The organism is Micromonospora sp. NPDC049282 (assembly GCF_043197045.1).
Classification (GTDB): Bacteria; Actinomycetota; Actinomycetes; order Mycobacteriales; family Micromonosporaceae; genus Micromonospora.
The window spans coordinates 39,348-62,321 of record NZ_JBICSL010000025.1; the positions used below are offsets into that span (position 1 = coordinate 39,348).

Here is a 22,974-nt window from a genome sequence, read left to right on the forward strand (position 1 = left end):
CCCTTCCTTCAACCCAGCAGCCAGCCGTTGGCCTCGGCCATCCGGACGGCGTCGGCGCGGTTGCGGGCGCCGGTCTTGCCGATCGCCGACGAGAGGTGGTTGCGGACCGTGCCCTCGGACAGGTGCAGCGTCGCCGCCAGCTCCGCCACCGTGCCGCCGCCCCGGGCCGTCCGCAGCACCTCGGTCTCCCGCTCGGTCAGCGGGCTCGGCCCGGTGGCCAGCGTCTCGGCCGCCAGCGTCGGGTCGACCACCCGCAGGCCGGCGTGCACCCGGCGGACCGCGTCGGCGAGCTGGCGGGCCGGGGTGTCCTTGACCACGAAGCCGTTCGCGCCCGCCTCCATCGCCCGGCGCAGGTAACCGGGCCGGCCGAACGTGGTCACCACCAGCACCCGGCAGCCGGGCAGCGCGTCCCGCAGCGCGGCCGCCGCGGCGACCCCGTCCATGCCCGGCATCTCCACGTCGAGCAGCGCCACGTCGGGACGGGTGCGCAGCGCCGCCGGCACCACCTCGTCGCCCCGGCTCACCTCGGCCACCACGGTGAGGTCCGGCTCCAGCGACAGCAGCGCGGCCAGCGCGCCCCGGACCAGCGCCTGGTCGTCGGCGAGCAGCAGTCTGATCGACCCGGTCACGCTCGGGTCCTCCCGTTCGTGTCCGGCACCGTGACCCGGAGCAGGAATCCGCGGCCGCCGGGCGCCCGCGCCACCGCCACGGTGGCGTCCAACCGGACGGCCCGCTCACGCAGCCCGACCAACCCGTGCCCGGCGCCCGTCGGCTCGCCGTCCGGCCCCCGGCCGTCGTCGCGTACCTCCACCGCCGCCGGGTCGACCCGGATCACGCAGCGCCCGGCGCCGCTGTGCCGCACCACGTTTGTCACCCCCTCGCGGACCGCCCAGCCGAACAGCTCGTCCCGGTCCGCCGGCAGCTCCGGCACCGTCTCCGGCAGCTCCGCCACGATGCCCGCGGCGGCCAGCGCCGAACGGGCGCCGGCCAGTTCGGATGCCAGGTCCACCCCGCGGTACGCCCCGACGGTGCCCCGCACGTCGGCCAGCGCCTCCCGGGCCAGCCGCTCCACGTCGGCGATCTCGACGGCGGCGCGGGCCGGGTCCAGCTCCAGCAGCCGGCCGGCCAGCTCGGCCTTCACCGCCACCACGGTGAGCGAGTGCCCGAGGATGTCGTGCAGGTCGCGGGCGGTGCGGGCGCGCTCCTCGGCCACCGCGAGCCGGTGGATCTCCTGCTGCGCGGCCTGAAGCTCGCCGTTGCGCTGGGCCAGCCGGCTCACCCCGAACATGGCGAACGAGGCGAGCAGCACCGCGAAGACCACAGTGCTCTCGGACTCCCAGCCGGGCACCAGGTGCGAGGTCACCGGCGGCGTCGCCGCGGCCAGCACCACCACGGCCAGGGACTCGACCGACGGCAGCAGGAACACCGCGGCAGCGGCCACGAAGACCAGCGTGGTCAGCCAGTCGCCGTCGGTGCCCGGGATGCCGGCGAGGCCGAGCGTGAGCAGCAGCGCGATCAGCGATCGGGCCCGACCGGCCGGGATCGGGAGGTGCCGTTGCCGGCGGCTCCGACCCCACTCGAAGATCAGCACGTACGCCACGGCGAACGCGAGCACGGAGCCGAGGCCGAGCAGGCGTCGCCACAGCTCCGGCTGGCGCAGCGCGGTGAGGAACGGGATGTTGAGGAAGAAGAGCCAGACCGCCGCCAGCAGCCAGCCGGTGAACCGCCAGTGGCGGCGGTTCACCGGCCGGGCCGGGACGGTCGACGACGTCACGCCCACCACGCTAGTGCCCGCCGCCCCGGTCAGACCCGGGTGGTGTCGCGGCGGAACAGGCGGGCCGCGCCGAGGCCGAAGAAGGCGGTCCAGGCGGCCACGTTGGCGACCGCCGCCCAGTCCACCCCGGTGCCGGTCAGCGGCGCGCGGGCGAGCTGACCGACCCCGTACACCGGGGTGAACTTGGCGATCTGCTGCATCACGTCGGGCAGCAGATCGAGGGGGATGAACAGGCCGCCCAGCATGGCCAGGATGGCCAGCGCCGGTCCCATGAACTGCATGACGTTCTCGGCCGGGGCGAGGTAGCCGACGAAGAGGCCGAACGCGGCGAAGACCAGCGAGCCGATCCAGGCGGTCAGACCGGACTCCAGCCAGACGTGTGCGGGCAGCCGGACCCCGGAGGCGGCGCCGACCGCGAACTCGACAAGCACGCCGAGCAGGCCGAGCACCATCGCGGTGGCCACCTTCGTGGCCACGTACGCGGCCGGGCGCAGCGGGGTCAGCCGCAACTGCCGGCTCCAGCCCAACGCGCGCTCGGTGGCGACGGCGGCGCCGGCGCTGGTGGTGGCGACCATGGCCGCGTACACGGCCAGGCTGATCATGATCCAGCCGGTGACCGGCAGGCCGTTGTCGAGCTTCTCCCCGCGCGAGGGCAGTCCGAAGAGGAGGAAGAACACCGCCGGCATGACCAGGATGAACAGCAGCGTGCGGCGGTTGCGCAGCACCCGGCGGATCTCGATGGCGAGCACGGCGGTGGAGAAGCCGCCGAGGGCGGGCGGCCGGCGGTCGGCCCGGCGCGTCCCGGTGGTGGTGTCGGACGAGGTCGTGGCGGTCATGGCGAGGCTCCCGGGCAGGTCGGTCAGGCGGCGGTCAGGGCGAGGAACGCGTCCTCGAGGTTGCGCGAGGTGATCTCCAGGTCCCGGGCGTCGGTCCGGGTCAGCAGGTGCCGGGCGACGACGTCGGAGTCCTCGCTGTGCACGAGGATCGCGTCGCCGCGTACCTCGACGGAGCGGACGCCGGGCAGCGCGGCGAGCGCGGCCTGGTCGGCGCCGGGCAGGGTGGCCCGCACCACCCGGCCGGCGGCCAGGTTCTTGATCTCGGCGGTGGTCCCGTCGGCGACCACCCGTCCCGCCCGGACCAGCACGATCCGGTCCGCGTACGCGTCGGCCTCGTCCAGGTAGTGGGTGGCGAACAGCACGGTCCGGCCGGAGCGGGCGTCGGCCCGGATGGCCTGCCAGAAATCGCGTCGGCCCTCGACGTCCATGCCGGTGGTCGGCTCGTCCAGCACCATCAGGTCCGGGTCGGGCAGCAACGCGAGGGCGAACCGCAGCCGCTGCTGCTGGCCGCCGGAGCACTTGCCCACCGGCCGGTCGGCGATCTCGGCGATGCCGGCGCGCTCCAGCACCTCGGTCACCGGCCGGGTGTGGCCGTAGAAGTGCGCGGTCATCCGTACCGTCTCGGCGACGGTGAGGTCCTTGAGCAGCCCGCCGGTCTGCATCACGGCGGCGACCCGGCCGTGCCGGACGGCGTCGGCCGGGCTGCCGCCGAAGAGCCGGACCGTGCCGGCGTCCGGCCGGGCCAGTCCGAGCAACATGTCCACCGTGGTGGTCTTGCCGGCGCCGTTGGGGCCGAGGAAGGCCACCACCTCACCCGGGGTGATCCGCAGGCTTAGCTCGTCGACGGCGGTCACCGGGCCGTAGGTCTTGGTGAGTCCGGCCAGTTCGACGGCCGGTGCGGTGTCGGTCATGCCAACGATGCTCCGGCGTACGGCGTCCGGGTCCCCGGAGCGGCCGTCACCTTCCGCCCGTGACATTTGTCAGGCGCCAAAGCACTTTCGTCCCTTAAACAGCACCAAACAGCCGTGGTGTCCGGTTGCCCGGTACGGCAGAGTGTACGCGTGATCAACGATGCGTCACGTTGGCGAGGTCTTGTCGCCGAGTACCGCGCACTGCAGCGGCTCGACGGCGGTATGACTCCGCAGAAACGAGGCCAGCGCTTCAACGGTTTGGTGGCTGACCTGCTGACCGTCTTCGGCATCTCGGCACGGCCGGACCAGCGCTCAGTTGGTGAGATCGATGTTACTTTTCGGCACGGCAACCGTCCGTTCATCCTCGAAGCAAAATGGGAGCGACAGAAGACCAGCACGGGGCCGATCGCCAAGTTGCAGCGTCGGGTAGAGCAACGAATGGTAGGTGTTACGGGCGTCTTTCTGGCGATGGAGGGCTACACGGGAGAGGCGCTCGACGATTTGGTGAGGGGGCGCCGCCTGGATATCGTTCTCCTTGACCGCAGCCACTGGGAGGCCATGCTCGCCGGTTTCGTGCCACCGCAGGAACTACTGGATCTGGTTGTGGACGCCGCAGCCTTCAAGGGAGAGGCATACACGCCGCTTTATAAACTCCTAGCCCATAAGCCAGAAGTTCTGAAGACCGAGCCTACGAGCCCTTCATTCTCCCCGTCAATCACCGCCGTCGCAAGCACAGCCTTGGACGTAGCAGAGTACCCCCATCTTGGGCTAAGCGCGATGGACGAGGAAACCGCCTTAGTTACCCTTAACGACGGCGTCGCCGCAGTAAACTTAAACAGCGGACGGACCCGGTGGGAAGTAACGTTGTCCGGATGCGGCAATGCGGCGCTACGACTACCCGATGGCTCACTACTGCTCACTCGCAAGCATGGCATCGGCCGCTATCACGCTGGCGCTCTCCACGTCGTCGCCAGCGGCAGCGCGGTGGAGCACGGGGGCAAGCTTCTCACTGGCCCGGAAGGATCTATCTGGTACTTAGACTCGAACCAGGCCAGTACACCGCCCAGCCCACCTACCTTGATCAAAGTGGGTGGGAGCCTTGGCGACGAAGTGCATCACCGCTTACCCCTTGCCGATCATTTCGTTTCGAGTGCAGTCATGCTCGACGACAGCACTTGCGCACTTACAGCAGGCAGAAAGGTTTTTATCACTCCGCTGACCGGCGGATCACCCGAACTCGCATTCTCATCAGAGTCGAACATCATTGATCTTGCCACCTTGAATGGGCGCCAGTTGCTGGCACTTGATTCCTCACATCGACTTTATCAGGCGGAGCAAACCGTCAACGAAACCCGCCTGCTGGTGGAACCATGGAGAGACTCGCGGCGACTTCTCCGTCTAGCAACCGATCGCCGGGAGTCGGTCTTTATCGCATCGATCGATCAGGTCGAAGGCCGTGCCGTAATTGGCGTGCACCGGCTGAAGAGGTCCGCCATTCCACTTTTGCCCACACGCCCAGGCCATGCTGTCGTTTCAGAAGGCGCGCCTATACCCACCTCCCATGAATTGACCGCCCCAGACCTGCCCTCCAAGACAAGCCCTCAACTTGTTTCGAGGAACCCCTTGGTCGCAGCAGGTAGCTTCGCCAGCGGCCCACTCTCGGCGGCTGCATCTGCGCAAAGCTCCCCCTGGCACGCCGAGCAGGAACGTGCCGCTGCGGACGGCCGAGCGCTCGCGGTGCAGCTTCCGCTTTACGCTATCGAAGGTCTCATGGCTGCGAACTTCGACGTACGGTCATGGCTGCAGCCGTGGCGCGCACACTGGCTAAAGATGGCCAAAGGTGAGATTCCTCCCGATGAATCGCTCTTGGGGTGGCTGTCCGCAGCGGCACGCTCCCTGGGCGCTTATGCAGCCCCCGAAGGTCTCGCAGAAGCGCGCCTCCGCCCCTCGGCCGCATATCTGGTCGGCTTCAGCGGAGGGCTCTACGCGGCGGTGCAGGAAGCCGTCAACCGGAAGCTCCTTGAACCCGACGCGGGTCGAATGGCGCACTGGCTCGATCAAGGAACATACCTGGGCGACGGCAAACTCGTACGCACAGCCACGATCCGAGACCTTGAAGCGGCTGTTGAGAGGGCCAGAAATGGAGCTGCACTCGCTTGGCTCGGGCGAGGACTTCTGTGGCTGGTCACCGCCGCCTTTGCCATCGGGTCCGCCATAGCGGTCCACCTCAGTCTTACCGGCGGCTGGCCCGATGACGGCTTGGCCAACAGCATAGGCGGCGTCCTTTGCTATGCAATCCCATTCATTTTTCTTGGATGGCTGACGATGCGAGATGCTAAGAGGTTACGCGCCAAAAAGTGACTGGCTCTCCCGACTGCTGGCCGCAGGGCAGGAATTGGCCGACGCGCGACCTGGATCTCGTGACTCTGCCAACTGGACAGTGCCTATCGGCGCTTCACATCATCGAACCCGAAACCTCCGCACACACTCGCCGTCGTGGTCGGGCCGGAGCCGGCAGCGCTGCCCCTCCCCCACCCGCCTGTCGCAGAAGACCCAGTGGCGTACATTCTGATCGTCCTCGGGGGACACGGTGGTTCCGCCCGGCTCGGTCTGCGGCAGCACGTGCGTCCAGTGCGCCACCACTCGCGCCAGCCGTTGAGCGGACAGCAGGTCGTTCACGACGACCGGCAGGTGGATCACCCATCGTTCAGTCATGACCTGACCACCTCTCCGTCGAGATTCGTCCATGGAAGGGCGGGGCCACCGGCCCACCCCGTACCGGCGGCCCCGCCCGGCACCTGCCACCGCAGCCCTCCTCGGCGGTACGGCAGCAGGGCGTTCTCGGGCTCACCCCGCCTTCGTCACCGAAGCGAAGAGCTCCCTCACTCATCGTGCATGGGACCATTCCTTTGCGCAACTCCCGATTTGGGACTAGGTCGTTGCGTGTCTGGCCCAAACCCTCCACACTGGTCGGCATGACCGGAAGCCCGACCGTTCGTCGCCGGCGACTCGCCGCCGCCCTCCGCCGACTCCGTGAACAGACGGGGATGACGGCCGACCAGGCGGCGAGAGAGGTCGGCATCTCGAAGTCCGCGCTGAGCCGCATCGAGAACGCCCAGGTCTCCGTGATGCCACCGGTCGCGCGCGGCCTTCTCGATCTCTACGGAGTGGAGGGCGACGAGGTCGATGCGCTCGTGCAGGTGGCGCGGGACGCCCGGAAGCGCGGCTGGTGGCAGGCATACGACGACGTCCTGCCGGACTGGTTTGAGGTCTACGTCGGACTGGAGGCCGAGGCGTCAGAGATCCGGGCGTTCGAGCCTCAGCTAATACCGGGCTTGATCCAGACAGCCGACTATGCCCGTGCGGTCGTCCGGGCCGAACACCCGGACTCACCCGACAACGAGGTGGACCGCCGCGTCGAACTGCGGATGCGCCGCCAGTCCAACGAATCTCCGCCGAACCTGTGGGTCGTCTTGGATGAAGCCGTCCTGCGACGGCCGGTCGGCGGCGCGGAGACGTTCAAGGCGCAACTGCACCGGCTGGCCGAGGACGCCGATCGCCCCGGCAACACCGTCCAGATCCTGACGTTCGCGGCGGGTGAATACGGCTCGATGGGTAGCGCCTTCAGCCTGCTCGCCTTCCCGGAGCCGGCCGACCCGGGCGTCGTCTACGTCGAGACCCGCGCGGGTAGCCTCTACCTGGAGGGCCAACAGGTCAGGGAATACACGCGAGTCTTCGAGCACCTGGTCGCCACGGCGGCCGGCGCCCGCGAGTCGCGCGACCTGATCCGGGAGGCGATCGACCAACTCTGAGGAGACGACCCGGGTGGACGAGACCAACCAGGCCGCGACGACTTGGCGAAAGAGCACCCGCAGCAACGGCTCCGGCAACTGCGTCGAGGTCGCGGACAACCTCTCCGGTCGGGTCGGCGTGCGGGACAGCAAGGACGCGAGCGGCCCAGTCCTCCTCTTCGACGGACAGCCGTGGCGGAGCTTCCTTCGCGGTTTCCAGCAGGAGCGCCCTGTCGACTGACACGCGCCGGCGCGGTGTGGTGAGAAGGGTCAGCGCATGACTTCCACCGATTTCGACTCGAACGGCGAGCCACACACCCGGCCAACTCAGGCAGCCGGGCATGACGCCTCCGCCAGCGCGGTCCGGGCCGCGAGCGCCTTGGAGATGCGCCGCGAGTTCGCCGCATGGCTCAAGAGCGGCGGCCTCCCGGACCTCACTGATGTCTCCCCCACCGCGTCAAAACGGCCGTCCGGCACAACCCTTGGTTAGTGCTCGCTCAGTGCAAACCGAACCAGTTAAGCGGGGGCCCTTCCTCTACCGAATCCGTTAATAAGGGCCCCTTCCTTACACGCCCTCGCGGGCGCGGCGCGGCAGCAGGAACGCGCCGGCGACGGTGACCAGCACCAGGCCCAGCTCCGCGACGAGGGTGACCCGCACCGCGTGCCCGACTCCCGCCGACGCGGCGTCGAAGAAGACGGTGCCGAGCAGGGCCACGCCGAGCGCGCCGCCGAGCTGCTGGACGGCGGTGAGGGTGCCGGAGGCCGAGCCGGTCTCCTCCTCGTCCACACCGGAGAGCACGATGTCGAAGAAGGGCGCCATCACCAGCCCCATCCCGAAACCGACCGCCAGCAACGCGGGCGCCAGCCGCCACGGGGTGACGTCGTCGCCGACCAGGCGCAGGGTGAGCAGCATCCCGGCGACGCCGGCCAGCACCACCACGAGCCCGAGGTGGATCAGCCGTCGGCCGAGGCGTCGGGCGAGGCCGGCGCCGGCCAGCACGAACGCCAGCACCATGCCGAGCGCCTGCGGCACCGAGGCCAGGCCGGTACGCAGCGGCGACCAGCCCAGACCGAGCTGAAGATAGAGGCTGAAGACGAGCGAGAAGCCGGTGAGCGCGGTGAAGAACGCCAGGCCCGCGACCAGGCCACCGGTGAACGCGCGGCGTCGGAACAGCGTGGGCACGACCAGCGGGTCGCGGCCGGCGCGCTGCCGGGTCACCTCGTGGCGGGCGAAGACCGCGAAGACCAGCGCCGCGCCGGCCGGCATGGCCAGCGTCCACCAGGGCCAGCCCAGTTCGCGTCCCTGCACCAGCGGATGGACCAGCAGCACCGCGCCGAGCGAGACGAGCAGGACGCCGGGCAGGTCGAGCCGGGTGGCGCGGGAGGCCCGGGACTCGGGCAGGAAGCAGACGGCGCCGAGCGCGGCGAGCAGGCCGAGCGGCACGTTGATCAGGAAGATGGCCCGCCAGCCGGTGCCGGCCAGGTCGGCGTCGACCAGCCAGCCGGCCAGGATCGGGCCGCCGACGGCGGAGAGGCCCATCACCGGGCCGAACGCGCCGAACGCGGCGGCGAGTTCGTCCGCCGAGAACATCTCCTTGATCAGGCCGAGTCCCTGCGGGAGGAGCAGCGCGCCGAAGAGGCCCTGCACGACGCGGGCGGTGATCAGCGTGCCCGGGCCGGCGGCGAGCGCGCAGAGCGCCGAGGCGGCGGTGAAGCCGAGCACGCCGACCAGGAACATCCGCCGCCGTCCGTACAGGTCGCCGAGCCGGCCGCCGGTGACCAGGCCGACGGCCATGGCCAGGGTGTAGCCGGCGCCGAGCCACTGGATGAGGGCCGGCGATCCGCCGAGGTCGGCCCGGATCGCCGGACCGGCGAGGTTGGTGACCAGCACGTCCAGCAGGTCCATCACCTCGGCGCTGAGGATCACCACGAGCGCGATCCAGCGCCAGCGGTGGCCGGTGGCGGGCGAGCCCGTCCGCTGCGGCGTCACGGTTTCCGTGGTCATGCTTCCCCCGATCGAATCGAACGCCGTTCGTTGTCGAACATCGTTCTATCAACGAACGGTGTTCGCGGCAAGTACGATGTTCGGGTCCCGACCGCCGGAGGTGTCCGTGAGCGACCAACCCGCCCCGCCGTGGCGCACCCGCGCCCGCAGCCGGCCGGCCCCCCGCCAGCCGCTCAGCCAGCAGGCGGTGGTGGACGCCGCGCTCGCCGTGATCAACCGGGAAGGGCTGGGCGCGCTGAGCATGCGGCGGGTCGCCCAGGAGCTGGGCACCGGGCCGGCGTCGCTCTACGCCCACGTCTCCGGCAAGGAGGAGCTGCTCGAACTGCTCGTCGACCGGGCCAGCGCAGACATCGTCGTACCGGCGCCGGACCCGGCGCGCTGGGCCGCGCAGATCCGCGAGGTGGCCTGGGCGGCGTACCGGGTCTACGCCACCCACACCAACCTGGCGCTCGCCTCGCTCGCCACCATCCCCACCGGCCCCAACGCGCTGCGCGTCACCGAGGGGATGCTGGAGATCCTGCTCGCCGGCGGCGTACCGCCCCAGCGGGCGGCCTGGTTCCTCGACCGGCTCTTCCTCTACATCGCCGGCGACGCCTACGAGGGCGCGCTCTACGCGGAGAAGGCCCGCGCCGCCGGGCAGGAACCGGCGGCCTGGTGGGCGAACCTGCACCGGCAGCTCCGGGCGTACTACCAGGGCCTGCCGGCGCCGACCTACCCGCGCATCCTGGGCCACCTGGACGAGCTGATGGCCGGCGGCGGCGACGAACGGTTCGGCTTCGGCCTGGACCTGCTGATCGACGGGCTGGCCGCGAAGGCGCAGGCCGGGCGTGCGGGCCGCCCGGCCGGGTAAGCCGCGGCATGGGCGTACCGACCGGACGCGTCGACACGATCGTGCTCATCCACGGGCTCTGGATGACCTCACGCAGCTGGGAGCGCTGGGCCGACCGGTACGCGGCGCGCGGCTTTCGGGTGCTCACCCCGGCCTGGCCCGGGATGGACCGCGAGCCGGCGGAGCTGCGGGCCGACCCCACGCCGATCGCCGGCCAGCGGATCGCCGACATCGTCGCGCACCACGCGGCGATCATCCGGGAGCTGCCCCGACCGCCGATCGTGATGGGGCACTCGTTCGGCGGCCTGATCGCCCAACTGCTGCTGGACCGCCGGCTCGGCGCCGCCGTCGTCGGCGTGCACCCCGCGCCGGTGAAGGGCGTGCTCAAGCTGCCGCTGAGCACGCTGCGCTCCGGGTTCTCCATCCTGCACAACCCGGCCAACCGGCACCGCGCGGTGCCGTTCACCGTCGAGGACTTCCGGTACGCCTTCGGCAACACGCTCACCCGCGAGCAGTCCGACGCCGCCTGGGAGCGGTACGCCGTGCCCGGCGCCGGTCACGTGTTGTTCGAGGGCTCGTTCGCCAACCTGGACCCGAACTCGGCCACCGAGATCGACCGCAAGCGCGACGACCGTGCCCCGCTGCTGATCACCGCCGGCGGGGAGGACCACGTGATCCCGCCGTCGCTCGCCACCAGCCTGGCCAACCTCTACCGCAGCTCCACGGCGATCACCAGCTATCGGGAGTTCCCCGGCCGGTCGCACTTCGTCGGCGGCGAGCCGGGCTGGGAGGAGGAGGCCGACTTCGCGCTGGAATGGGCGGTCGAGGCGGCCAACGAGTTCTCCCCGACCGTGGTCAGCGCGGCACCCCACCGCTGATCCGGCTCACTCCCAGGAGTCGGCGATGTCCAGGATCTCCAGGTCGGGTGGGGCCGCTGCGGCCACCGTCGAGGCGTCCCGGGTCACCAGGTAGCAGCGGTAGAGGACGGCGGTGGCGACGGCGTGGGCCACATCGAGGGGCACCTTGCAGCTCGCGGCGATCCGGGCCACCCGGCGGCTGGTCGGACCGTCGTACACCGCGACTCGGATGTCCCGGTCGGCGTCCAGGAGCAGGTCGAGCAGATCGGTCGCCGGCGTCCCGGCGAGCTGAAGCTGCGCCTGCCCCAGGCAGAGCGCCGGGATCCACACCTCCTGCTCCGGGTCCTCCTGCGCGAGAGTCAGCAGCGCACCGGGCTCGACGCTGTCCCCCGATGCGTACGCGAGCAGGGCGGACGTGTCCAGGACGAGCCCGTTCACGCGGCGGCCGCCCCGTCCTCGTCGCCGAACTGGCGCAGCCACTGCATGTTTCGGTCGTGCTGCTCGTCGGTGATCGGCGGGTGCTCCGCCAGCCGACGGCGCGCGCGTTCGACGTCCTCGTCGGTCACCACGTAGCCGTGCTCGGCCCAGCGGGCCCGTAGCCCGTCCGCCCGCATCTTGCGCCGCAGGACGTCCGCGATGAAGCCGGACGTCGTGCCGTGCGAGCGCTCGACGTACTCGGCGACGTCGTCGGGCAGGCTGATCGTGATGCGTCGTGTCATACTCTCAGCATAATCGGCGCATACTCCGTTACCGGGACGGCGCGCTGGGTATGGGGGAAAGATGAGGGCGAGTTTCCGGCTCGGCCGGGTCGCGGGCGTACCTGTCGGCGTCAACTGGAGTGTCCTGGTCATCTTCGTGCTGATCGCCTGGACGCTGTCGGGCAGCCTGTTCCCGCGCTCGTACCCCGGGCACTCCGCGGTCGCCTACCTCGCGGCCGGCCTGGCCGCCGCGGTGGTCTTCTTCCTCGGCCTGCTCGCCCACGAGGTGTCGCACGCGGTGGTGGCCAAGCGCAACGGCATCGAGGTCGAGGGGATCACGCTCTGGCTCTTCGGCGGCGTCGCCGAGCTGAAGGGCGAGGCGAAGGATCCCGGCGCCGAGCTGCGGATCGCCGGGGTGGGCCCGCTGGTCAGCCTGATCATCGGCGTGGTGTTCGGCGCGATCGCGGTGGCCGTCGCGGTGGCCGGTGGGCACGGTCTGCTGCTCGGCGCGCTGTCCTGGCTGGCCGGCATCAACGTGCTGCTGGCGCTCTTCAACGTGCTGCCGGCGGCGCCGCTGGACGGCGGCCGGCTGCTGCGGGCGGCGGTGTGGAAGGCCACCGGCGACCGGACCCGCGCGTCGGTGGTGGCCGCCGGCGCCGGCCGGGTGCTGGGCATCGTGCTGATCGGCCTCGGGCTGTGGCGGTTCCTGAGCGGGGCCGGGTTCGGCGGGCTCTGGCTGGCGCTGATCGGCTGGTTCCTGATCGGCGCGGCCGGGCAGGAGGAGCGGCAGGCCCGGATGGGCGACGCGCTGCGCGGCATCCGGGTCGGCGACGTGATGACGCCGCAGCCGCAGACCGCGTCCGGCGACCTGACCGTTGCCGACTTCGTCGACCACTACCTCTTCGCGTACCGGCACTCGGCGTTGCCGCTGACCGAGAACGACCGGCCGGTCGGCCTGGTCACGCTCGACCGGGTACGCGGCGTCGCGCCGGACCGCCGCGCGGCCACCACCCTGGCCGAGGTGTCCTGCCGGGCCGACGAGCTGGTGCTCGCCCGACCGGACGAGCAGCTCACCGAGCTGCTCCCCCGGCTCAACGAGTGCACCGACGGCCGGGCGCTGGTGGTGGTCGACGACCGGCTGGTCGGGATCGTCTCGCCAAGCGACATCAGCCGCGCCGTGCAGCGCGGCAGCCTGCGCGGGCAGTCGCCCGCGGGCCGCTGACCGACGCCGGTCGTCAGTCCCGGGGGAAGTAGCGGTCCAGGTCCTCGGTGCGGAACTTCCCGGCCGGGTCGAACTCGCGCAGCAGCGCGGCGAAGTCGGCGTGCCGGGGGTACGCGGCGGCCGGGTCGCGGTCGAACAGCTTGCCCCAGTGCGGGCGCGGCGCGAACGGGGCTAGCCGCTGCTCCACCTCGGCCAGCACCGGCGCCACCGCCACCGGGTCGCCGATCCAGGTGAAGTGCACCGCCAGCGTGTCCCGGCGGAAGTTCGGGCTCAGCCACAGCTCGTCGGCGGCCACCGTACGCAGCTCGCAGATCTGGAGCACGGCGGCGATCCGCTCGGCGACCGGGTCGAGCGCGGCGAGCGCCGCCGCCGCGTCGTCGCGGGCCACGTGCCACTCGGACTGCAACTCGTCGCCGCTGCTGGGGGTGAAGCCGAGCCGGAAGTGCGGCAGCCGCTCGTGCCACGGCCCGGGCGCGCCGAACTGGGCGGTGCAGTGCTCCGGCGACATGCCGGGCACCGGGTGCTGCGGCGTCTCGGCGGCCACCGTGTCCAGCCAGTCGGCGGGCGGCGACGGCTGGCCGGCGTCCTGCTTGATCCACACCTGGTCGAAGCGTTCCGACCGCCAGTCGGTGAAGACGCTGACGCTGTACGCGGCGCCGAGCGCCTCGGCCAGGGCGGCTCGGGGCAGGCCGAGCCGGACGTACTGCCGCAGTGTGAACGTGGGGACCACGTCGAGCGTGAGCCGGGTGACCACGCCCAGCGCGCCGAGGTTGACCACCAGGCCGGCGAACCTGGGGTCGGACCGGTCGACGGTGAGCAGGTCGCCCTCGGCGGTGACCAGTTCCATGGCGGCCACGGCGGCGGCCAGGTTGCGGTTGGCGACACCGGAGCCGTGGGTGGCGGTGGCGACCGAGCCGGCCACCGAGATGTGCGGCAGCGAGGCGAGGTTCGCCAGCGCGTACCCCTGGGCCTGGAGCGCGGTGGCCAGATCGCCGTAGCGCACACCGGCGGCGACCGTGACGGTGCCGCGGTCGGGGTCGAGCGCGACGGCGGGCGGCAGCCCGCCGAGCGCGACCTGGGCGCCGGTGGTGTCGCCGAGCCGGTTGAACGAGTGACCGGTGCCGACGGCCCGGACCCGGTCCGCCCCGGCGACCAGCCGCCGCAGCTCGTCCAGGGAGGTGGGCCGGTGCCGGGTCCGGGCCGACCAGCGGACGTTGCCGGCCCAGTTGGTGTCGGTCATGCGCTGCATCATCCGCCATCGCGTGCGGGCAGGGTTGCCCCGGGGTCGCAGCGGGAATCCTGGCGGGATGAGCAGCTACCGCGACCCGAGCCTCCACGGTGACGTGTACCCGTCGGAGGAGGAGATCGACCCGACCGGCGTCGACCCCGACCTGACCACGCCGGTCCCGGCGCCGACGCCGGAACCGGAGCCGGCGCCGCACCCGGGGCCGGCGCCGCGCGACGGGCGGAGCCGGTCGATCGTGACCCGGCACCTGGACGGCTCCGTCGAGGTGGTGACCGACCTGGACGGCGACGGCGTGGCCGACGTGGTGCAGGTCGACATCGACGGCGACGGCGTCCCGGACGTGATGTACCTGGACAGCGACCGGGACGGCCGGCTCGACACGGTGCGGCGGGCGTAGGTCCGCTCAGAGCTGCGGCATCACCTCGGCGGCGACCAGCTCCAGGTGGTCCAGGTCGGCCAGGTCGAGCACCTGGAGATAGACCCGGGCGGCGCCGGCCTCGGCGTACCGGCCGAGCGTCTCCACCACCTCGGCGGGGGTGCCGGCGGCGCCGTTCGCGCGCAGCTCGGCGGGCTCCCGGCCGATCGCCTCGGCGCGGCGGGCCACCTCGGCGTCGTCGCGGCCGCAGCAGAGCACCAGCGCGTTGGACCAGATCATGGTGGACGGGTCCCGGCCGATCTCGGCGCAGGCGTCCCGTACGCGCGTGAACTGTGCCGTCGTGTCGTCGACCGAGGCGAACGGCAGGTTGAACTCGTCGGCGTACCGGGCGGCGAGGCGGGGGGTGCGCTTCGGGCCCATGCCGCCGAGCAGGATCGGCGGGTGGGGCCGCTGCACCGGCTTGGGCAGCGCCGGCGAGTCGCTGACCGGGTAGTGCCTGCCGGGGAAGTCGAACGTGGAGCCGGCCGGGGTGGACCAGAGCCCGGTGATGACCGCGAGCTGCTCCGCCAGCCGGTCGAACCGCTCGCCCAGCGGCGGGAACGGGATGCCGTACGCGGCGTGCTCCTCGGCGTACCAGCCGGCGCCGATGCCCAGCTCGACCCGGCCGCCGCTCATCTGGTCGACCTGCGCCACGGTGATGGCGAGCGGGCCGGGGAGGCGGAAGGTGGCGGCGCTCATCAGCGTGCCGAGCCGGATCCGGGTGGTGTCGCGGGCCAGGCCGGCGAGTGTGGTCCAGGCGTCCGTCGGACCGGGGTCGCCGTTCACCGCGCCCATCTTCAGGTAGTGGTCGGAACGGAAGAACGCGGCGAAGCCGGTTTCCTCCGCGCGACGCGCCACGGCGAGCAACTGGTCGTAGCTGGCGCCCTGCTGGGGTTCGGTGAAGATCCGCAGTTCCATGCCCCGAGCATAGGGCCAGGTTCTATGCCTTGACCGGCATATAACTGTGGTGGCATATTGGGAAGGTGACCGTGGACGCCTTCGCCGTGCTGGCCGAGCCCGCCCGACGCGACATCCTCGACCGGCTGCGTCGGGCGGAGAGCAGCGTCGGCGAGCTGGTGGACGCGCTGGGCATGAGCCAGCCCGCCGTCTCCAAACACCTCCGGGTGCTCCGCGAGGCCGGCCTGGTCACCTGCCGCACCGCGGCCCAGCGGCGGATCTACCGGGTGGACACCCGACCGCTGCGCGCGGTGGACGACTGGCTCGGGCCGTACCGGCTGATGTGGACCGGACATCTCGACGCCCTGGAGCGCCATCTCGACCGTCAGGAGTGACGATGCAGCGTGACGACTTCCGTCCCGGCCCGCTCGCCGAGGTCGACCGGGTCCCGGTCGACGACCGGTGGGACCTGGTCCTCGTCCGGGAGCTGCGGCATCCGCCCGAGCGGGTGTGGGCCGCGTTGACCGCCCCGGACCAGCTCGCCGAGTGGGCGCCGTTCCTCGCCGACCGTGACCTCGGCAGCCCCGGCGAGGCCACGCTCAGCACGGTCGACGGCGACCGGACCCACCCGGCGCCGGCGACGGTGCTGCGCGCCGACCGCCCGACCGTGCTGGAGCACACCTGGGGCGACGGCCTGCTCCGCTGGGAGCTGGCGCCGACCGGCGCCGGCACCACGCTGACCCTGCGGCACCGGATCGACCGGCCCGACCTGGCGCCGATGGTGGCCGCCGGCTGGCACCTCTGCCTCGACGTCGCCGGCCACCTGATCGACGGCGATCCGGTCGGCCCGATCCGGGGCGCGGAGGCGAAGAACTTCGGCTGGGCGGAGCTGCGCGACGCGTACGCCGAACGCCTGGACCGCGACTGAGGCTCAGGTCGCGCGGGCCGGCGCGTCCGGCAACGTGATCGCGGTGGACGCCCGGCGGATCGGCTCGGCCACCCGGCTGATCATCCGCTGCTGCCCGGGCAGGTGCGGCAGGAGACGCAGCATCGTCGTCTGGAACCGGATCTGTCCGGCCGAGCCGAGCACCATGCCCTTCAGGTTCCGCTCGGCCAGCCCCTGGTTCGCCGCGACGAAGGGCCGCATCCGGCGCTCGTACGCGGCGAACCCGGCCGCCGGCCGACCACCCGCCTCGGCCAGCGCGGCGGCCAGCACGTACGCACCGACCAGCCCCATGCTGGTGCCCTGCCCGGACGCCGGTGAGGCGGCGTACGCGGCGTCGCCGACCAGGCCGACCCGGCCGGCCGACCAGCTCGCCATCCGCACCTGGCTCATCGCGTCGAGGTAGAGGTCGGGCGCGTCGGCCGCCGCCGCGAGCAGCTCGGGCACCCGCCAGCCGGCGCCGGCAAAGGCACGGTGCAGCACGGCCCGCCGGCCGGCCACGTCACCGGGGTCGTGGGCGTCGGCCGGCGAGCGGAAGAGGAACAGCGCCCGGGCGTCGGGCGCGCCCGCGGTCCGGTAGACGCCGACGGTCCGCCCGGGGGCCGGATGCAGCAGCTCGACCCGGTCCTCGCCGAACCCGGCCGGGACGGTGCAGACGGCGATGTGGTGCCCGAGCGGGCGCAGGTGGCTCGACTCCGGACCGAACGCGAGCCGTCGTACCGTCGAGTGCAGACCGTCGGCGCCGATGACCAGGTCGAAGCGACGGTGGTCGCCACGCGCGAACGTCACGTCGACCCCGTCGGCGTCGGCGTGCAGCGCGGTGACCGAGTCGTCGAAGCGGTGTTCCACGTCCCCGGCGGCGGCCCGCAGGATCCGGGTCAGGTCGCCGCGCATGATCTCGACGTCGTCGGCCGACCGGCCGCCGAACAGCGCGGCGTCCATGGTGGCGAGTTGCCGGCCGCGCCGGTCGAGGAAGCGGGCCAGCCGCATCCCGGTGTCGTGGGCACGCACCGGCCCGGCCAGGCCCATCCGGTCCAGCACGGTCAGGGCGGCGCCCCGGACGTCGACCTTGTAGCCGCCGTCGCGGGGGGCCGGGGCCCGTTCCACGACGGTCGGCCGGAAGCCGTGGTGACGCAGCCACCAGGCGAGCGCGGAGCCGGCGACACCGGCGCCGGAGATCAGGACATCGGTCATGGCGATGACGGTACGGACGTGTCAGACGTTTGTGCAAGACAAATGTTCAACAGCTTCGGTACGCTGCCGGCATGGGAAATCGGGAGGACCTGCTGGCCGGCGCGAAGCGCTGCCTGATCGAGAAGGGCTACGCCGCCACCACCGCCCGCGACGTCGCCGCCGCGGCCGGCACCAGCCTGGCCGCGATCGGCTACCACTTCCGCACCACCCGCGCGCTGCTCGACGAGGCGCTCGTCGAGGCGATGGCGGAGTGGGGCGACGAGCTGAACCGCGCGCTGGCGCACGACGCCGGTCCGGACGTCGGCCCGGAGCGGCGCTTCGAGCTGGCCTGGGCACGGATCATCGAGTCGTTCGCCCGGCTACGCCCGCTCTGGGCCGTCCAGTTCGAGCTGATCGCCCGGATGGACCGCTCCCCCGAGCTGCGCGCGGCGTTCGCCGCCGCCAACCGCCAGGCGCGCCTCGGACTGGCCGAGGTGTTCCACCGGCTCGACCCGGGAGCGGACGAGGCCACCGCGCTCACGCTCGGCGCGTTTCACCAGGCGCTGCTCGGCGGGGTGGCCGCGCAGTGGCTGGTCGACCCGGACGCCGCCCCCTCGGCGGAGGAACTGACCCGCGCGCTACGGATCGTCGCCCGGGATCTGGGCCCCGACCGAGGGAACTCCTGACCCACCCCGCGCCGGTCCAGCGCTCCCGAGATGCGGACGATCGATCTCGGGAATCGGGACATTTAGCCGGAAGATCGAAGGCCGGGCGAACCGCGACGGCCAGCCGGGTCGAACGGAAGCTTCCCATTCCGGAATGGGACGGCGACGCCAACCGGGAACCCGCGACGCGGCCGGGAGATATATGACGAATACGTGACGGTTCTCTATCAGCGCCTTCATATTCCGCAGCGGACGGCACCACTGCCAACAACCGCCGGAAGTAACGCCTGGAACAGCGGAGACGCTGATCGCGCGGGCTTGACGCGCGTACCGGAGCGGCCCGGTCGACCGAATTCAGCACCGGATTTCTGTGTGCAGTTCCACATGCCCCGTAGTCCCGACTGGATTAATCGCGAAAACGTCGGTAGGTTTCTCGGCCGGCCCTCATGAGCCACCCAACGTGACCGATATTGATATGACCGGCGACACCGAAGACCGCTTCCCTCCGGCGTGATCCGCCGGCGGTCGGCGTCGGAGAGGGGATCGTGTCCGCGCTCGCAGTGCAGTCGCTCTACAAAATATTCGGGAACCGAGCTGACGAAGCGGTAAGACGCCTGGCGGACGGCGCGCCACGCGCCGAGGCCCTGGCCGGACTCCCGGCCACCGCCGCCGTCATCGACGCGACCTTCGAGGTACGCCCCGGCGAGATCTTCGTCGTGATGGGCCTCTCCGGCTCCGGGAAGTCGACCCTCATCCGGATGCTGAACGGCCTGCTCCGCCCCACCTCGGGCAGCGTGCGGGTGGACGGGGTCGAGCTGACCTCGCTCAAGCCCGCCGCGCTGCGCAAGCTGCGCCGGGACAAGATCAGCATGGTCTTCCAGCACTTCGCGCTCATGCCGCACCGCACGGTGGCGGAGAACGCCGGGTACGCGCTCGAGGTGGCCGGCCTGCCCAAGGCACAGCGGCGCGAGCGCGCGATGGAGGCGCTGCGCATGGTCGGCCTGACCGAGTGGGCGGACAACCTCCCGCACGACCTCTCCGGCGGCATGCGGCAACGGGTCGGCCTGGCCCGCGCGCTGGCCGCCGGCACCGACATCCTGCTCATGGACGAGGCGTTCTCGGCGCTCGACCCGCTCATCCGGCGGGAGATCCAGGACCAACTCCTGGAGCTGCAGGCCGAGCTGGGCAAGACCATCGTCTTCATCACCCACGACCTCAACGAGGCGATGCGCCTCGGCGACCGGATCGCGGTGATGCGGGACGGCCGGATCGTCCAGATCGGCACCGCGGAGGAGATCCTCACCGACCCGGCCAACGGGTACGTGGCGCAGTTCGTGGCCGACGTCGACCGGACCCGCATCCTCACCGCCGCCTCGGTGATGGAGAAGCCGCACCAGGTGCTCGACGTGAGCGCCGGGCCCCGGGTCGCCGCGAAGGCGCTGCGGGAGACCCAGACCTCGGTGGTCTACGTGACCGGTCCGGGGAAGCGGTTCCTCGGCACGGTGACCGAGGACGAGGTGCTGCGCGCGCTGCGCGAGAACCGGACCAACCTCGACGGGTACGTCTCGACGGACCAGGTCCGCACCGTCACCGAGGACACCTCGGTGGCCGACCTCTTCGCCGACTGCGCGGAGAGCCAGCACCCGGTGGCCGTACTGGACGACCGGGGTCGGCTGGCCGGGGTGATTCCCCGGATCACGCTGCTCAGCGCGCTGGCCAGCGCCACACCCGAGGAACCGGCCACGGCTGAGCCGTCACCGGCCCAGCCGGCCGACATCGACCTGGTGGTCGGAACGGAGGCGCCGGCATGAGCCTGCGTGAGTTCCCGCTCGACGCCGCGCTGCCCCGGGTCCCGCTGGGCCAGTGGGTCGAGTCCGCCGTGGACTGGGCCACCCGCACCCTCGGCCCGGTCTTCGACGCGATCACGACCGGGGTCGAGGCACTGGTCGGCCCGCTCGAACAACTGCTCAACGGCGTACCGGCGGTGGCCGTCGTGGCGGTGCTGGCCGGGCTCGGCTGGTGGCTGCGCGGCTGGAAGTTCGCCGTCGGCGCCGCGGTCGGCCTCCTGCTGGTGGCCGGGATGCCGTACTGGGAGGAAACCATGAGCACGCTCGCGCAGGTGCTCGTGGCCAGCGTGCTCGCCCTGCTGCTGGCGGTCCCGTTGGGCATCTTCGTGGCGGAGAACAGGCGGGCGTCCGCGGTGGCCCGGCCGGTGCTGGACTTCATGCAGACGATGCCCGCGTTCGTCTACCTGATCCCGGCGCTCTTCTTCTTCGGCATCGGCACGGTGCCGGGCGTGCTGGCCACGGTGGTGTTCAGCATGCCGCCCGGCGTCCGCCTGACCGAGCTGGGCCTGCGCCAGGTCGACAAGGAGATCGTGCAGGCCGCCGAGTCCTTCGGCGCGCCCCCGTGGATGGTGCTGCTGCGCACCAAGGTGCCGCTGGCGCTGCCGACCATCATGACCGGCGTCAACCAGGTGATCATGCTGTCCCTGTCCATGGTGGTCATCGCCGGCATGGTCGGCGCCGGCGGCCTCGGTGACGTGATCATCTTCGCGCTCTCCCAGGTCGAGGTGGGCAGCGGGTTCGAGGGTGGGATCGCCGTCGTGGTCCTCGCCGTCGTGCTCGACCGGCTCACCGACTCCCTGGGCGACCGGATCCCCTCGGCGCGGGCGCAACGCCTCGCGCGTGAGGCCGCCTGACCGTCGCCCGACCGACCGGCACCCCTGCTTCCGCGTACCCGCGAGCGCCGGCAACCCCGTAAGGAAAGGAAATTCTGTGATCACGACAGTGAAGCGCGTCCTCGCGCTGGCGGTGACCGCCGCCCTGGCCCTCGGCGGCGCGACCGCCTGCGGCGACGGGTCGGACGGCGCGTCCGGCGGCGACAAGAAGATCACCATCGGCTACATGGCCTGGGACGAGGCGATCGCCGCCTCCCACCTGTGGCAGAACATCCTCGAGGACAAGGGCTACCGGGTCCAGCTGAAGAACCTGGAGGCCGGCCTGGTCTACGGCGGTCTCGCCAACGGCGACATCGACCTGTTCCTGGACGGCTGGCTGCCGTTGACCCACGCCTCCTACCTGGAGAAGTACGGCGACAAGCTGGAGAAGCTGGGCGTGTGGCACGACGACGCCAGCCTCAGCATCGCCGTGCCGAAGTACGTCGAGGGCATCGACTCGCTGGAGGACCTGGCCGCCAAGGCCGGCACGTTCGGCGGCGAGATGGTCGGCATCGAGCCGGGCGCCGGCCTCACCAAGGCCACCCAGGAGCAGGTGCTGCCGAAGTACGGCCTGGAGGGCTCGATGAAGCTCAAGACGTCGTCCACCCCGGCCATGCTGGCCGCGCTCGACGGCGCCATCGCGAACAAGAAGCCGATCGTGGTCACGCTCTGGCACCCGCACTGGGCCTACGCCAAGTACGAGCTGAAGGACCTGGCCGACCCGAAGGGCACGCTGGGCCAGGCCGAGCAGATCAACACGTTCGGCCGCAAGGGCTTCGGCAAGGACTTCCCCGAGGTCGCCGAGATGCTGAAGAAGTTCAAGATGGACGGTGACCAGCTCGCGTCGCTGGAGGAGCTGATGTTCACCACCCACAAGGGCGACGAGAAGAAGGCCGTCGCGGAATGGCTGAAGGCCAACCCCGACTACCTGAAGACGCTCGCCTGAGCGATCCCGTGACGACGAGGGCCCCCGCCGGTATGGCGGGGGCCCTCGTCGTCAGCGGTCGAGGTGGTCGGCGGGGGCGGTCTGCAACAGCCAGGCCAGCGGCATCCGGGCGTGTTCGGCGTACCGGCCGTCGCCGGTGAGCTCGTGGAGCGTCACGGTCTGCGCGCCGTCGCGATCCACCACCCAGTAGCGCGGGATGCCGACCGAGGCGTACTCCCGGACCTTGGTCACCGAGTCCATCGCCTCCGAACCGGGCGAGACGATCTCGACCGCCAGCACGAGGTCGGCCACGGGCGACCAGACTCCACGCCCGGGCGGCTTGCGCCACACGCTCAGGTCGGGGATCCGGCCGCCGTCGCCGTTGCGCCCGGGAACCCGTACGCCGACCGCCTGGAGCACCTGTTCGGCGGGCCACCCGGCCATGATCAGCCAGGCGAAGAGACGGCTCGCGATGATCGCGTGCTCCGAGTCGGGCGGCGGCATGACCGACAGGACCCCCTCGGGGCTGGTCTCGTAGCGGTGACCGTTCGGGTCGGCGGCGTTCATCGTCGCCACGTCGTCGAGCGTCACGACGGCGGGCATGTGCATGCCGACGGCCTCAGCGCTCATACCGTCATCCTAGGCCAGAGCCCGGCTCCACCCGGGTATCCAACACGGGCGGAGCGGTCAGTGCCAGTCGCTGATCCGCACGTCGCGGGGCGAAGGCGCGCCCTCGCCGGTTTCCACAAACGCCTTCAGGCTCAGCAGGTACGACCCCCACTTGGTGCCGCAGTGGTGCATGAACTCGACCGGCTCGCGCCAGCCCTGGTGGGTTTCGGGGTCCGCACCCCGATCCGGTGCAGGATGTCCACCATGTCGATCTCCTCGTCTCTCGTCGTCATTCGGGTCGGGCGCGCTGGATGTCCTCGGCGATCCGCTTGATCCGGCGCGGTCGGGCGTCCCAGGCCGAGCCGACGGACGCGAGCTGGGCCACCGCGCGGGCGAGCTGGGCGTCGTCGACGCGGTAGCGCTAGTCGCCACCGGAGCGAAGCGCAACCATTTGTTGCG

Annotated in this window: 25 protein-coding genes and 2 pseudogenes; 13 read left to right on the forward strand and 14 right to left on the reverse strand. The window is 71.5% G+C overall.

Annotation, left to right across the window (positions count from 1 at the left end; all coding sequences use genetic code 11):
* Positions 1 to 8: 8 nt before the first annotated feature.
* The 4 genes from ACGFI2_RS28175 to ACGFI2_RS28190 are packed head-to-tail and all read right to left on the reverse strand — an operon-like array spanning position 9 to position 3,521.
* A complete protein-coding gene (locus ACGFI2_RS28175) occupies positions 9 to 629 on the reverse strand; it encodes a response regulator (RefSeq protein WP_393522503.1) in 621 nt (206 codons plus the stop codon).
* On the reverse strand, positions 626 to 1,774 hold the full coding sequence (locus ACGFI2_RS28180) for a sensor histidine kinase (RefSeq protein ID WP_393522506.1): 1,149 nt from the start codon (positions 1,772 to 1,774) through the stop codon (positions 626 to 628). Before ACGFI2_RS28180 ends, ACGFI2_RS28175 begins: the two co-directional genes overlap by 4 nt.
* A gap of 29 nt (positions 1,775 to 1,803) precedes the next feature.
* Positions 1,804 to 2,610, reverse strand: a complete 807-nt coding sequence (locus ACGFI2_RS28185; protein WP_393522508.1) for an ABC transporter permease — start codon at positions 2,608 to 2,610, stop codon at positions 1,804 to 1,806.
* A gap of 23 nt (positions 2,611 to 2,633) precedes the next feature.
* Positions 2,634 to 3,521, reverse strand: a complete 888-nt coding sequence (locus ACGFI2_RS28190; RefSeq protein WP_393522510.1) for an ABC transporter ATP-binding protein — start codon at positions 3,519 to 3,521, stop codon at positions 2,634 to 2,636.
* Between the two features lie 150 nt (positions 3,522 to 3,671).
* Between ACGFI2_RS28190 and ACGFI2_RS28195 the strand changes: the two genes are divergently transcribed.
* Entirely contained in the window at positions 3,672 to 5,882 is a 2,211-nt protein-coding gene (locus ACGFI2_RS28195) for a hypothetical protein (RefSeq protein ID WP_393522513.1), read from the forward strand.
* Positions 5,883 to 5,981: 99 nt separating this feature from the next.
* Here the strand turns inward: ACGFI2_RS28195 and ACGFI2_RS28200 are convergent, their stop codons facing one another.
* Positions 5,982 to 6,236, reverse strand: coding sequence for a hypothetical protein (locus ACGFI2_RS28200; RefSeq protein ID WP_393522515.1), 255 nt, complete (start codon positions 6,234 to 6,236; stop codon positions 5,982 to 5,984).
* 260 nt (positions 6,237 to 6,496) lie between these two features.
* On the opposite strand from ACGFI2_RS28200, the gene ACGFI2_RS28205 reads away from it, so the two are divergent.
* Both ACGFI2_RS28205 and ACGFI2_RS28210 read left to right on the forward strand, forming a co-directional pair.
* Positions 6,497 to 7,333 carry a helix-turn-helix domain-containing protein gene (locus ACGFI2_RS28205; protein ID WP_393522518.1) on the forward strand — a complete coding sequence of 279 codons (837 nt, stop codon included), beginning with the start codon at positions 6,497 to 6,499 and terminating at the stop codon, positions 7,331 to 7,333.
* A gap of 13 nt (positions 7,334 to 7,346) precedes the next feature.
* Entirely contained in the window at positions 7,347 to 7,553 is a 207-nt protein-coding gene (locus ACGFI2_RS28210; protein ID WP_393522521.1) for a DUF397 domain-containing protein, read from the forward strand.
* A gap of 324 nt (positions 7,554 to 7,877) precedes the next feature.
* On the opposite strand, the gene ACGFI2_RS28215 is transcribed toward ACGFI2_RS28210, so the two are convergent.
* A complete protein-coding gene (locus ACGFI2_RS28215; RefSeq protein ID WP_393522524.1) occupies positions 7,878 to 9,317 on the reverse strand; it encodes an MFS transporter in 1,440 nt (479 codons plus the stop codon).
* Between the two features lie 106 nt (positions 9,318 to 9,423).
* On the opposite strand from ACGFI2_RS28215, the gene ACGFI2_RS28220 reads away from it, so the two are divergent.
* Positions 9,424 to 10,167 (forward strand): TetR/AcrR family transcriptional regulator, encoded by a 744-nt coding sequence (locus ACGFI2_RS28220; RefSeq protein WP_393522526.1) that lies wholly within the window; start codon positions 9,424 to 9,426, stop codon positions 10,165 to 10,167.
* 8 nt (positions 10,168 to 10,175) lie between these two features.
* A complete protein-coding gene (locus ACGFI2_RS28225) occupies positions 10,176 to 11,024 on the forward strand; it encodes an alpha/beta hydrolase (protein ID WP_393522529.1) in 849 nt (282 codons plus the stop codon).
* 6 nt (positions 11,025 to 11,030) lie between these two features.
* On the opposite strand, the gene ACGFI2_RS28230 is transcribed toward ACGFI2_RS28225, so the two are convergent.
* Both ACGFI2_RS28230 and ACGFI2_RS28235 read right to left on the reverse strand, forming a co-directional pair.
* Positions 11,031 to 11,441: a PIN domain-containing protein gene (locus tag ACGFI2_RS28230; protein WP_393522532.1), complete on the reverse strand. Its 411-nt coding sequence runs from the start codon at positions 11,439 to 11,441 to the stop codon at positions 11,031 to 11,033.
* Positions 11,438 to 11,722 carry a hypothetical protein gene (locus ACGFI2_RS28235; protein WP_393522535.1) on the reverse strand — a complete coding sequence of 95 codons (285 nt, stop codon included), beginning with the start codon at positions 11,720 to 11,722 and terminating at the stop codon, positions 11,438 to 11,440. Before ACGFI2_RS28235 ends, ACGFI2_RS28230 begins: the two co-directional genes overlap by 4 nt.
* A gap of 61 nt (positions 11,723 to 11,783) precedes the next feature.
* Here ACGFI2_RS28235 and ACGFI2_RS28240 point away from each other — a divergent pair, with 61 nt between their 5' ends.
* Positions 11,784 to 12,923, forward strand: coding sequence for a site-2 protease family protein (locus ACGFI2_RS28240; protein ID WP_393522538.1), 1,140 nt, complete (start codon positions 11,784 to 11,786; stop codon positions 12,921 to 12,923).
* A gap of 13 nt (positions 12,924 to 12,936) precedes the next feature.
* Here ACGFI2_RS28240 and ACGFI2_RS28245 read toward each other — a convergent pair whose 3' ends face one another.
* Complete coding sequence (locus ACGFI2_RS28245) at positions 12,937 to 14,163, reverse strand: FAD-binding protein (protein WP_393522541.1); 1,227 nt, start codon at positions 14,161 to 14,163, stop codon at positions 12,937 to 12,939.
* Between the two features lie 67 nt (positions 14,164 to 14,230).
* Here ACGFI2_RS28245 and ACGFI2_RS28250 point away from each other — a divergent pair, with 67 nt between their 5' ends.
* Positions 14,231 to 14,566, forward strand: coding sequence for a hypothetical protein (locus ACGFI2_RS28250; protein WP_393522543.1), 336 nt, complete (start codon positions 14,231 to 14,233; stop codon positions 14,564 to 14,566).
* A gap of 6 nt (positions 14,567 to 14,572) precedes the next feature.
* Here the strand turns inward: ACGFI2_RS28250 and ACGFI2_RS28255 are convergent, their stop codons facing one another.
* Complete coding sequence (locus ACGFI2_RS28255) at positions 14,573 to 15,502, reverse strand: LLM class F420-dependent oxidoreductase (RefSeq protein ID WP_393522546.1); 930 nt, start codon at positions 15,500 to 15,502, stop codon at positions 14,573 to 14,575.
* Positions 15,503 to 15,567: 65 nt separating this feature from the next.
* Between ACGFI2_RS28255 and ACGFI2_RS28260 the strand changes: the two genes are divergently transcribed.
* Entirely contained in the window at positions 15,568 to 15,876 is a 309-nt protein-coding gene (locus ACGFI2_RS28260) for an ArsR/SmtB family transcription factor (protein WP_393522549.1), read from the forward strand.
* Between the two features lie 2 nt (positions 15,877 to 15,878).
* On the forward strand, positions 15,879 to 16,409 hold the full coding sequence (locus ACGFI2_RS28265; protein WP_393522551.1) for an SRPBCC family protein: 531 nt from the start codon (positions 15,879 to 15,881) through the stop codon (positions 16,407 to 16,409).
* Positions 16,410 to 16,412: 3 nt separating this feature from the next.
* On the opposite strand, the gene ACGFI2_RS28270 is transcribed toward ACGFI2_RS28265, so the two are convergent.
* Positions 16,413 to 17,618 carry an FAD-dependent monooxygenase gene (locus tag ACGFI2_RS28270; protein WP_393522554.1) on the reverse strand — a complete coding sequence of 402 codons (1,206 nt, stop codon included), beginning with the start codon at positions 17,616 to 17,618 and terminating at the stop codon, positions 16,413 to 16,415.
* A gap of 71 nt (positions 17,619 to 17,689) precedes the next feature.
* Between ACGFI2_RS28270 and ACGFI2_RS28275 the strand changes: the two genes are divergently transcribed.
* The 4 genes from ACGFI2_RS28275 to ACGFI2_RS28290 all read left to right on the forward strand — a co-directional run bounded on the left by ACGFI2_RS28275 (position 17,690) and on the right by ACGFI2_RS28290 (position 21,927).
* Positions 17,690 to 18,283 carry a TetR family transcriptional regulator gene (locus ACGFI2_RS28275; protein WP_393522557.1) on the forward strand — a complete coding sequence of 198 codons (594 nt, stop codon included), beginning with the start codon at positions 17,690 to 17,692 and terminating at the stop codon, positions 18,281 to 18,283.
* A 524-nt stretch (positions 18,284 to 18,807) separates the two neighbouring features.
* On the forward strand, positions 18,808 to 20,073 hold the full coding sequence (locus ACGFI2_RS28280; RefSeq protein WP_393522560.1) for a glycine betaine/L-proline ABC transporter ATP-binding protein: 1,266 nt from the start codon (positions 18,808 to 18,810) through the stop codon (positions 20,071 to 20,073).
* Positions 20,070 to 20,963: an ABC transporter permease gene (locus tag ACGFI2_RS28285; protein WP_393522563.1), complete on the forward strand. Its 894-nt coding sequence runs from the start codon at positions 20,070 to 20,072 to the stop codon at positions 20,961 to 20,963. The genes ACGFI2_RS28280 and ACGFI2_RS28285 overlap by 4 nt, the downstream gene beginning before the upstream one ends.
* Positions 20,964 to 21,039: 76 nt before the next feature.
* Positions 21,040 to 21,927, forward strand: coding sequence for a glycine betaine ABC transporter substrate-binding protein (locus ACGFI2_RS28290; protein ID WP_393522565.1), 888 nt, complete (start codon positions 21,040 to 21,042; stop codon positions 21,925 to 21,927).
* Positions 21,928 to 21,978: 51 nt separating this feature from the next.
* Here ACGFI2_RS28290 and ACGFI2_RS28295 read toward each other — a convergent pair whose 3' ends face one another.
* The 3 genes and pseudogenes from ACGFI2_RS28295 to ACGFI2_RS28305 form a co-directional block, all read right to left on the reverse strand.
* Positions 21,979 to 22,536 carry a Uma2 family endonuclease gene (locus ACGFI2_RS28295; RefSeq protein WP_393522568.1) on the reverse strand — a complete coding sequence of 186 codons (558 nt, stop codon included), beginning with the start codon at positions 22,534 to 22,536 and terminating at the stop codon, positions 21,979 to 21,981.
* A gap of 57 nt (positions 22,537 to 22,593) precedes the next feature.
* Positions 22,594 to 22,737, reverse strand: a pseudogene (locus ACGFI2_RS28300) (SRPBCC domain-containing protein); the annotation flags it as partial.
* A 67-nt stretch (positions 22,738 to 22,804) separates the two neighbouring features.
* A pseudogene (locus ACGFI2_RS28305) lies at positions 22,805 to 22,936 on the reverse strand (transcriptional regulator); the annotation flags it as partial.
* Between the last annotated feature and the right edge of the window lie 38 nt (positions 22,937 to 22,974).

Coding starts and splice junctions, on each gene's coding strand:
- ACGFI2_RS28185 (WP_393522508.1), bottom strand. CDS start 2,610: ATGACCGCCACGACCTCGTCCGACACCACCACCGGGACGCGCCGGGCC.
- ACGFI2_RS28190 (WP_393522510.1), bottom strand. CDS start 3,521: ATGACCGACACCGCACCGGCCGTCGAACTGGCCGGACTCACCAAGACC.
- ACGFI2_RS28200 (WP_393522515.1), bottom strand. CDS start 6,236: ATGACTGAACGATGGGTGATCCACCTGCCGGTCGTCGTGAACGACCTG.
- ACGFI2_RS28205 (WP_393522518.1), top strand. CDS start 6,497: ATGACCGGAAGCCCGACCGTTCGTCGCCGGCGACTCGCCGCCGCCCTC.
- ACGFI2_RS28215 (WP_393522524.1), bottom strand. CDS start 9,317: ATGACCACGGAAACCGTGACGCCGCAGCGGACGGGCTCGCCCGCCACC.
- ACGFI2_RS28225 (WP_393522529.1), top strand. CDS start 10,176: ATGGGCGTACCGACCGGACGCGTCGACACGATCGTGCTCATCCACGGG.
- ACGFI2_RS28235 (WP_393522535.1), bottom strand. CDS start 11,722: ATGACACGACGCATCACGATCAGCCTGCCCGACGACGTCGCCGAGTAC.
- ACGFI2_RS28240 (WP_393522538.1), top strand. CDS start 11,784: ATGAGGGCGAGTTTCCGGCTCGGCCGGGTCGCGGGCGTACCTGTCGGC.
- ACGFI2_RS28245 (WP_393522541.1), bottom strand. CDS start 14,163: ATGACCGACACCAACTGGGCCGGCAACGTCCGCTGGTCGGCCCGGACC.
- ACGFI2_RS28250 (WP_393522543.1), top strand. CDS start 14,231: ATGAGCAGCTACCGCGACCCGAGCCTCCACGGTGACGTGTACCCGTCG.
- ACGFI2_RS28255 (WP_393522546.1), bottom strand. CDS start 15,502: ATGGAACTGCGGATCTTCACCGAACCCCAGCAGGGCGCCAGCTACGAC.
- ACGFI2_RS28265 (WP_393522551.1), top strand. CDS start 15,879: ATGCAGCGTGACGACTTCCGTCCCGGCCCGCTCGCCGAGGTCGACCGG.
- ACGFI2_RS28270 (WP_393522554.1), bottom strand. CDS start 17,618: ATGACCGATGTCCTGATCTCCGGCGCCGGTGTCGCCGGCTCCGCGCTC.
- ACGFI2_RS28275 (WP_393522557.1), top strand. CDS start 17,690: ATGGGAAATCGGGAGGACCTGCTGGCCGGCGCGAAGCGCTGCCTGATC.
- ACGFI2_RS28285 (WP_393522563.1), top strand. CDS start 20,070: ATGAGCCTGCGTGAGTTCCCGCTCGACGCCGCGCTGCCCCGGGTCCCG.
- ACGFI2_RS28295 (WP_393522568.1), bottom strand. CDS start 22,536: ATGAGCGCTGAGGCCGTCGGCATGCACATGCCCGCCGTCGTGACGCTC.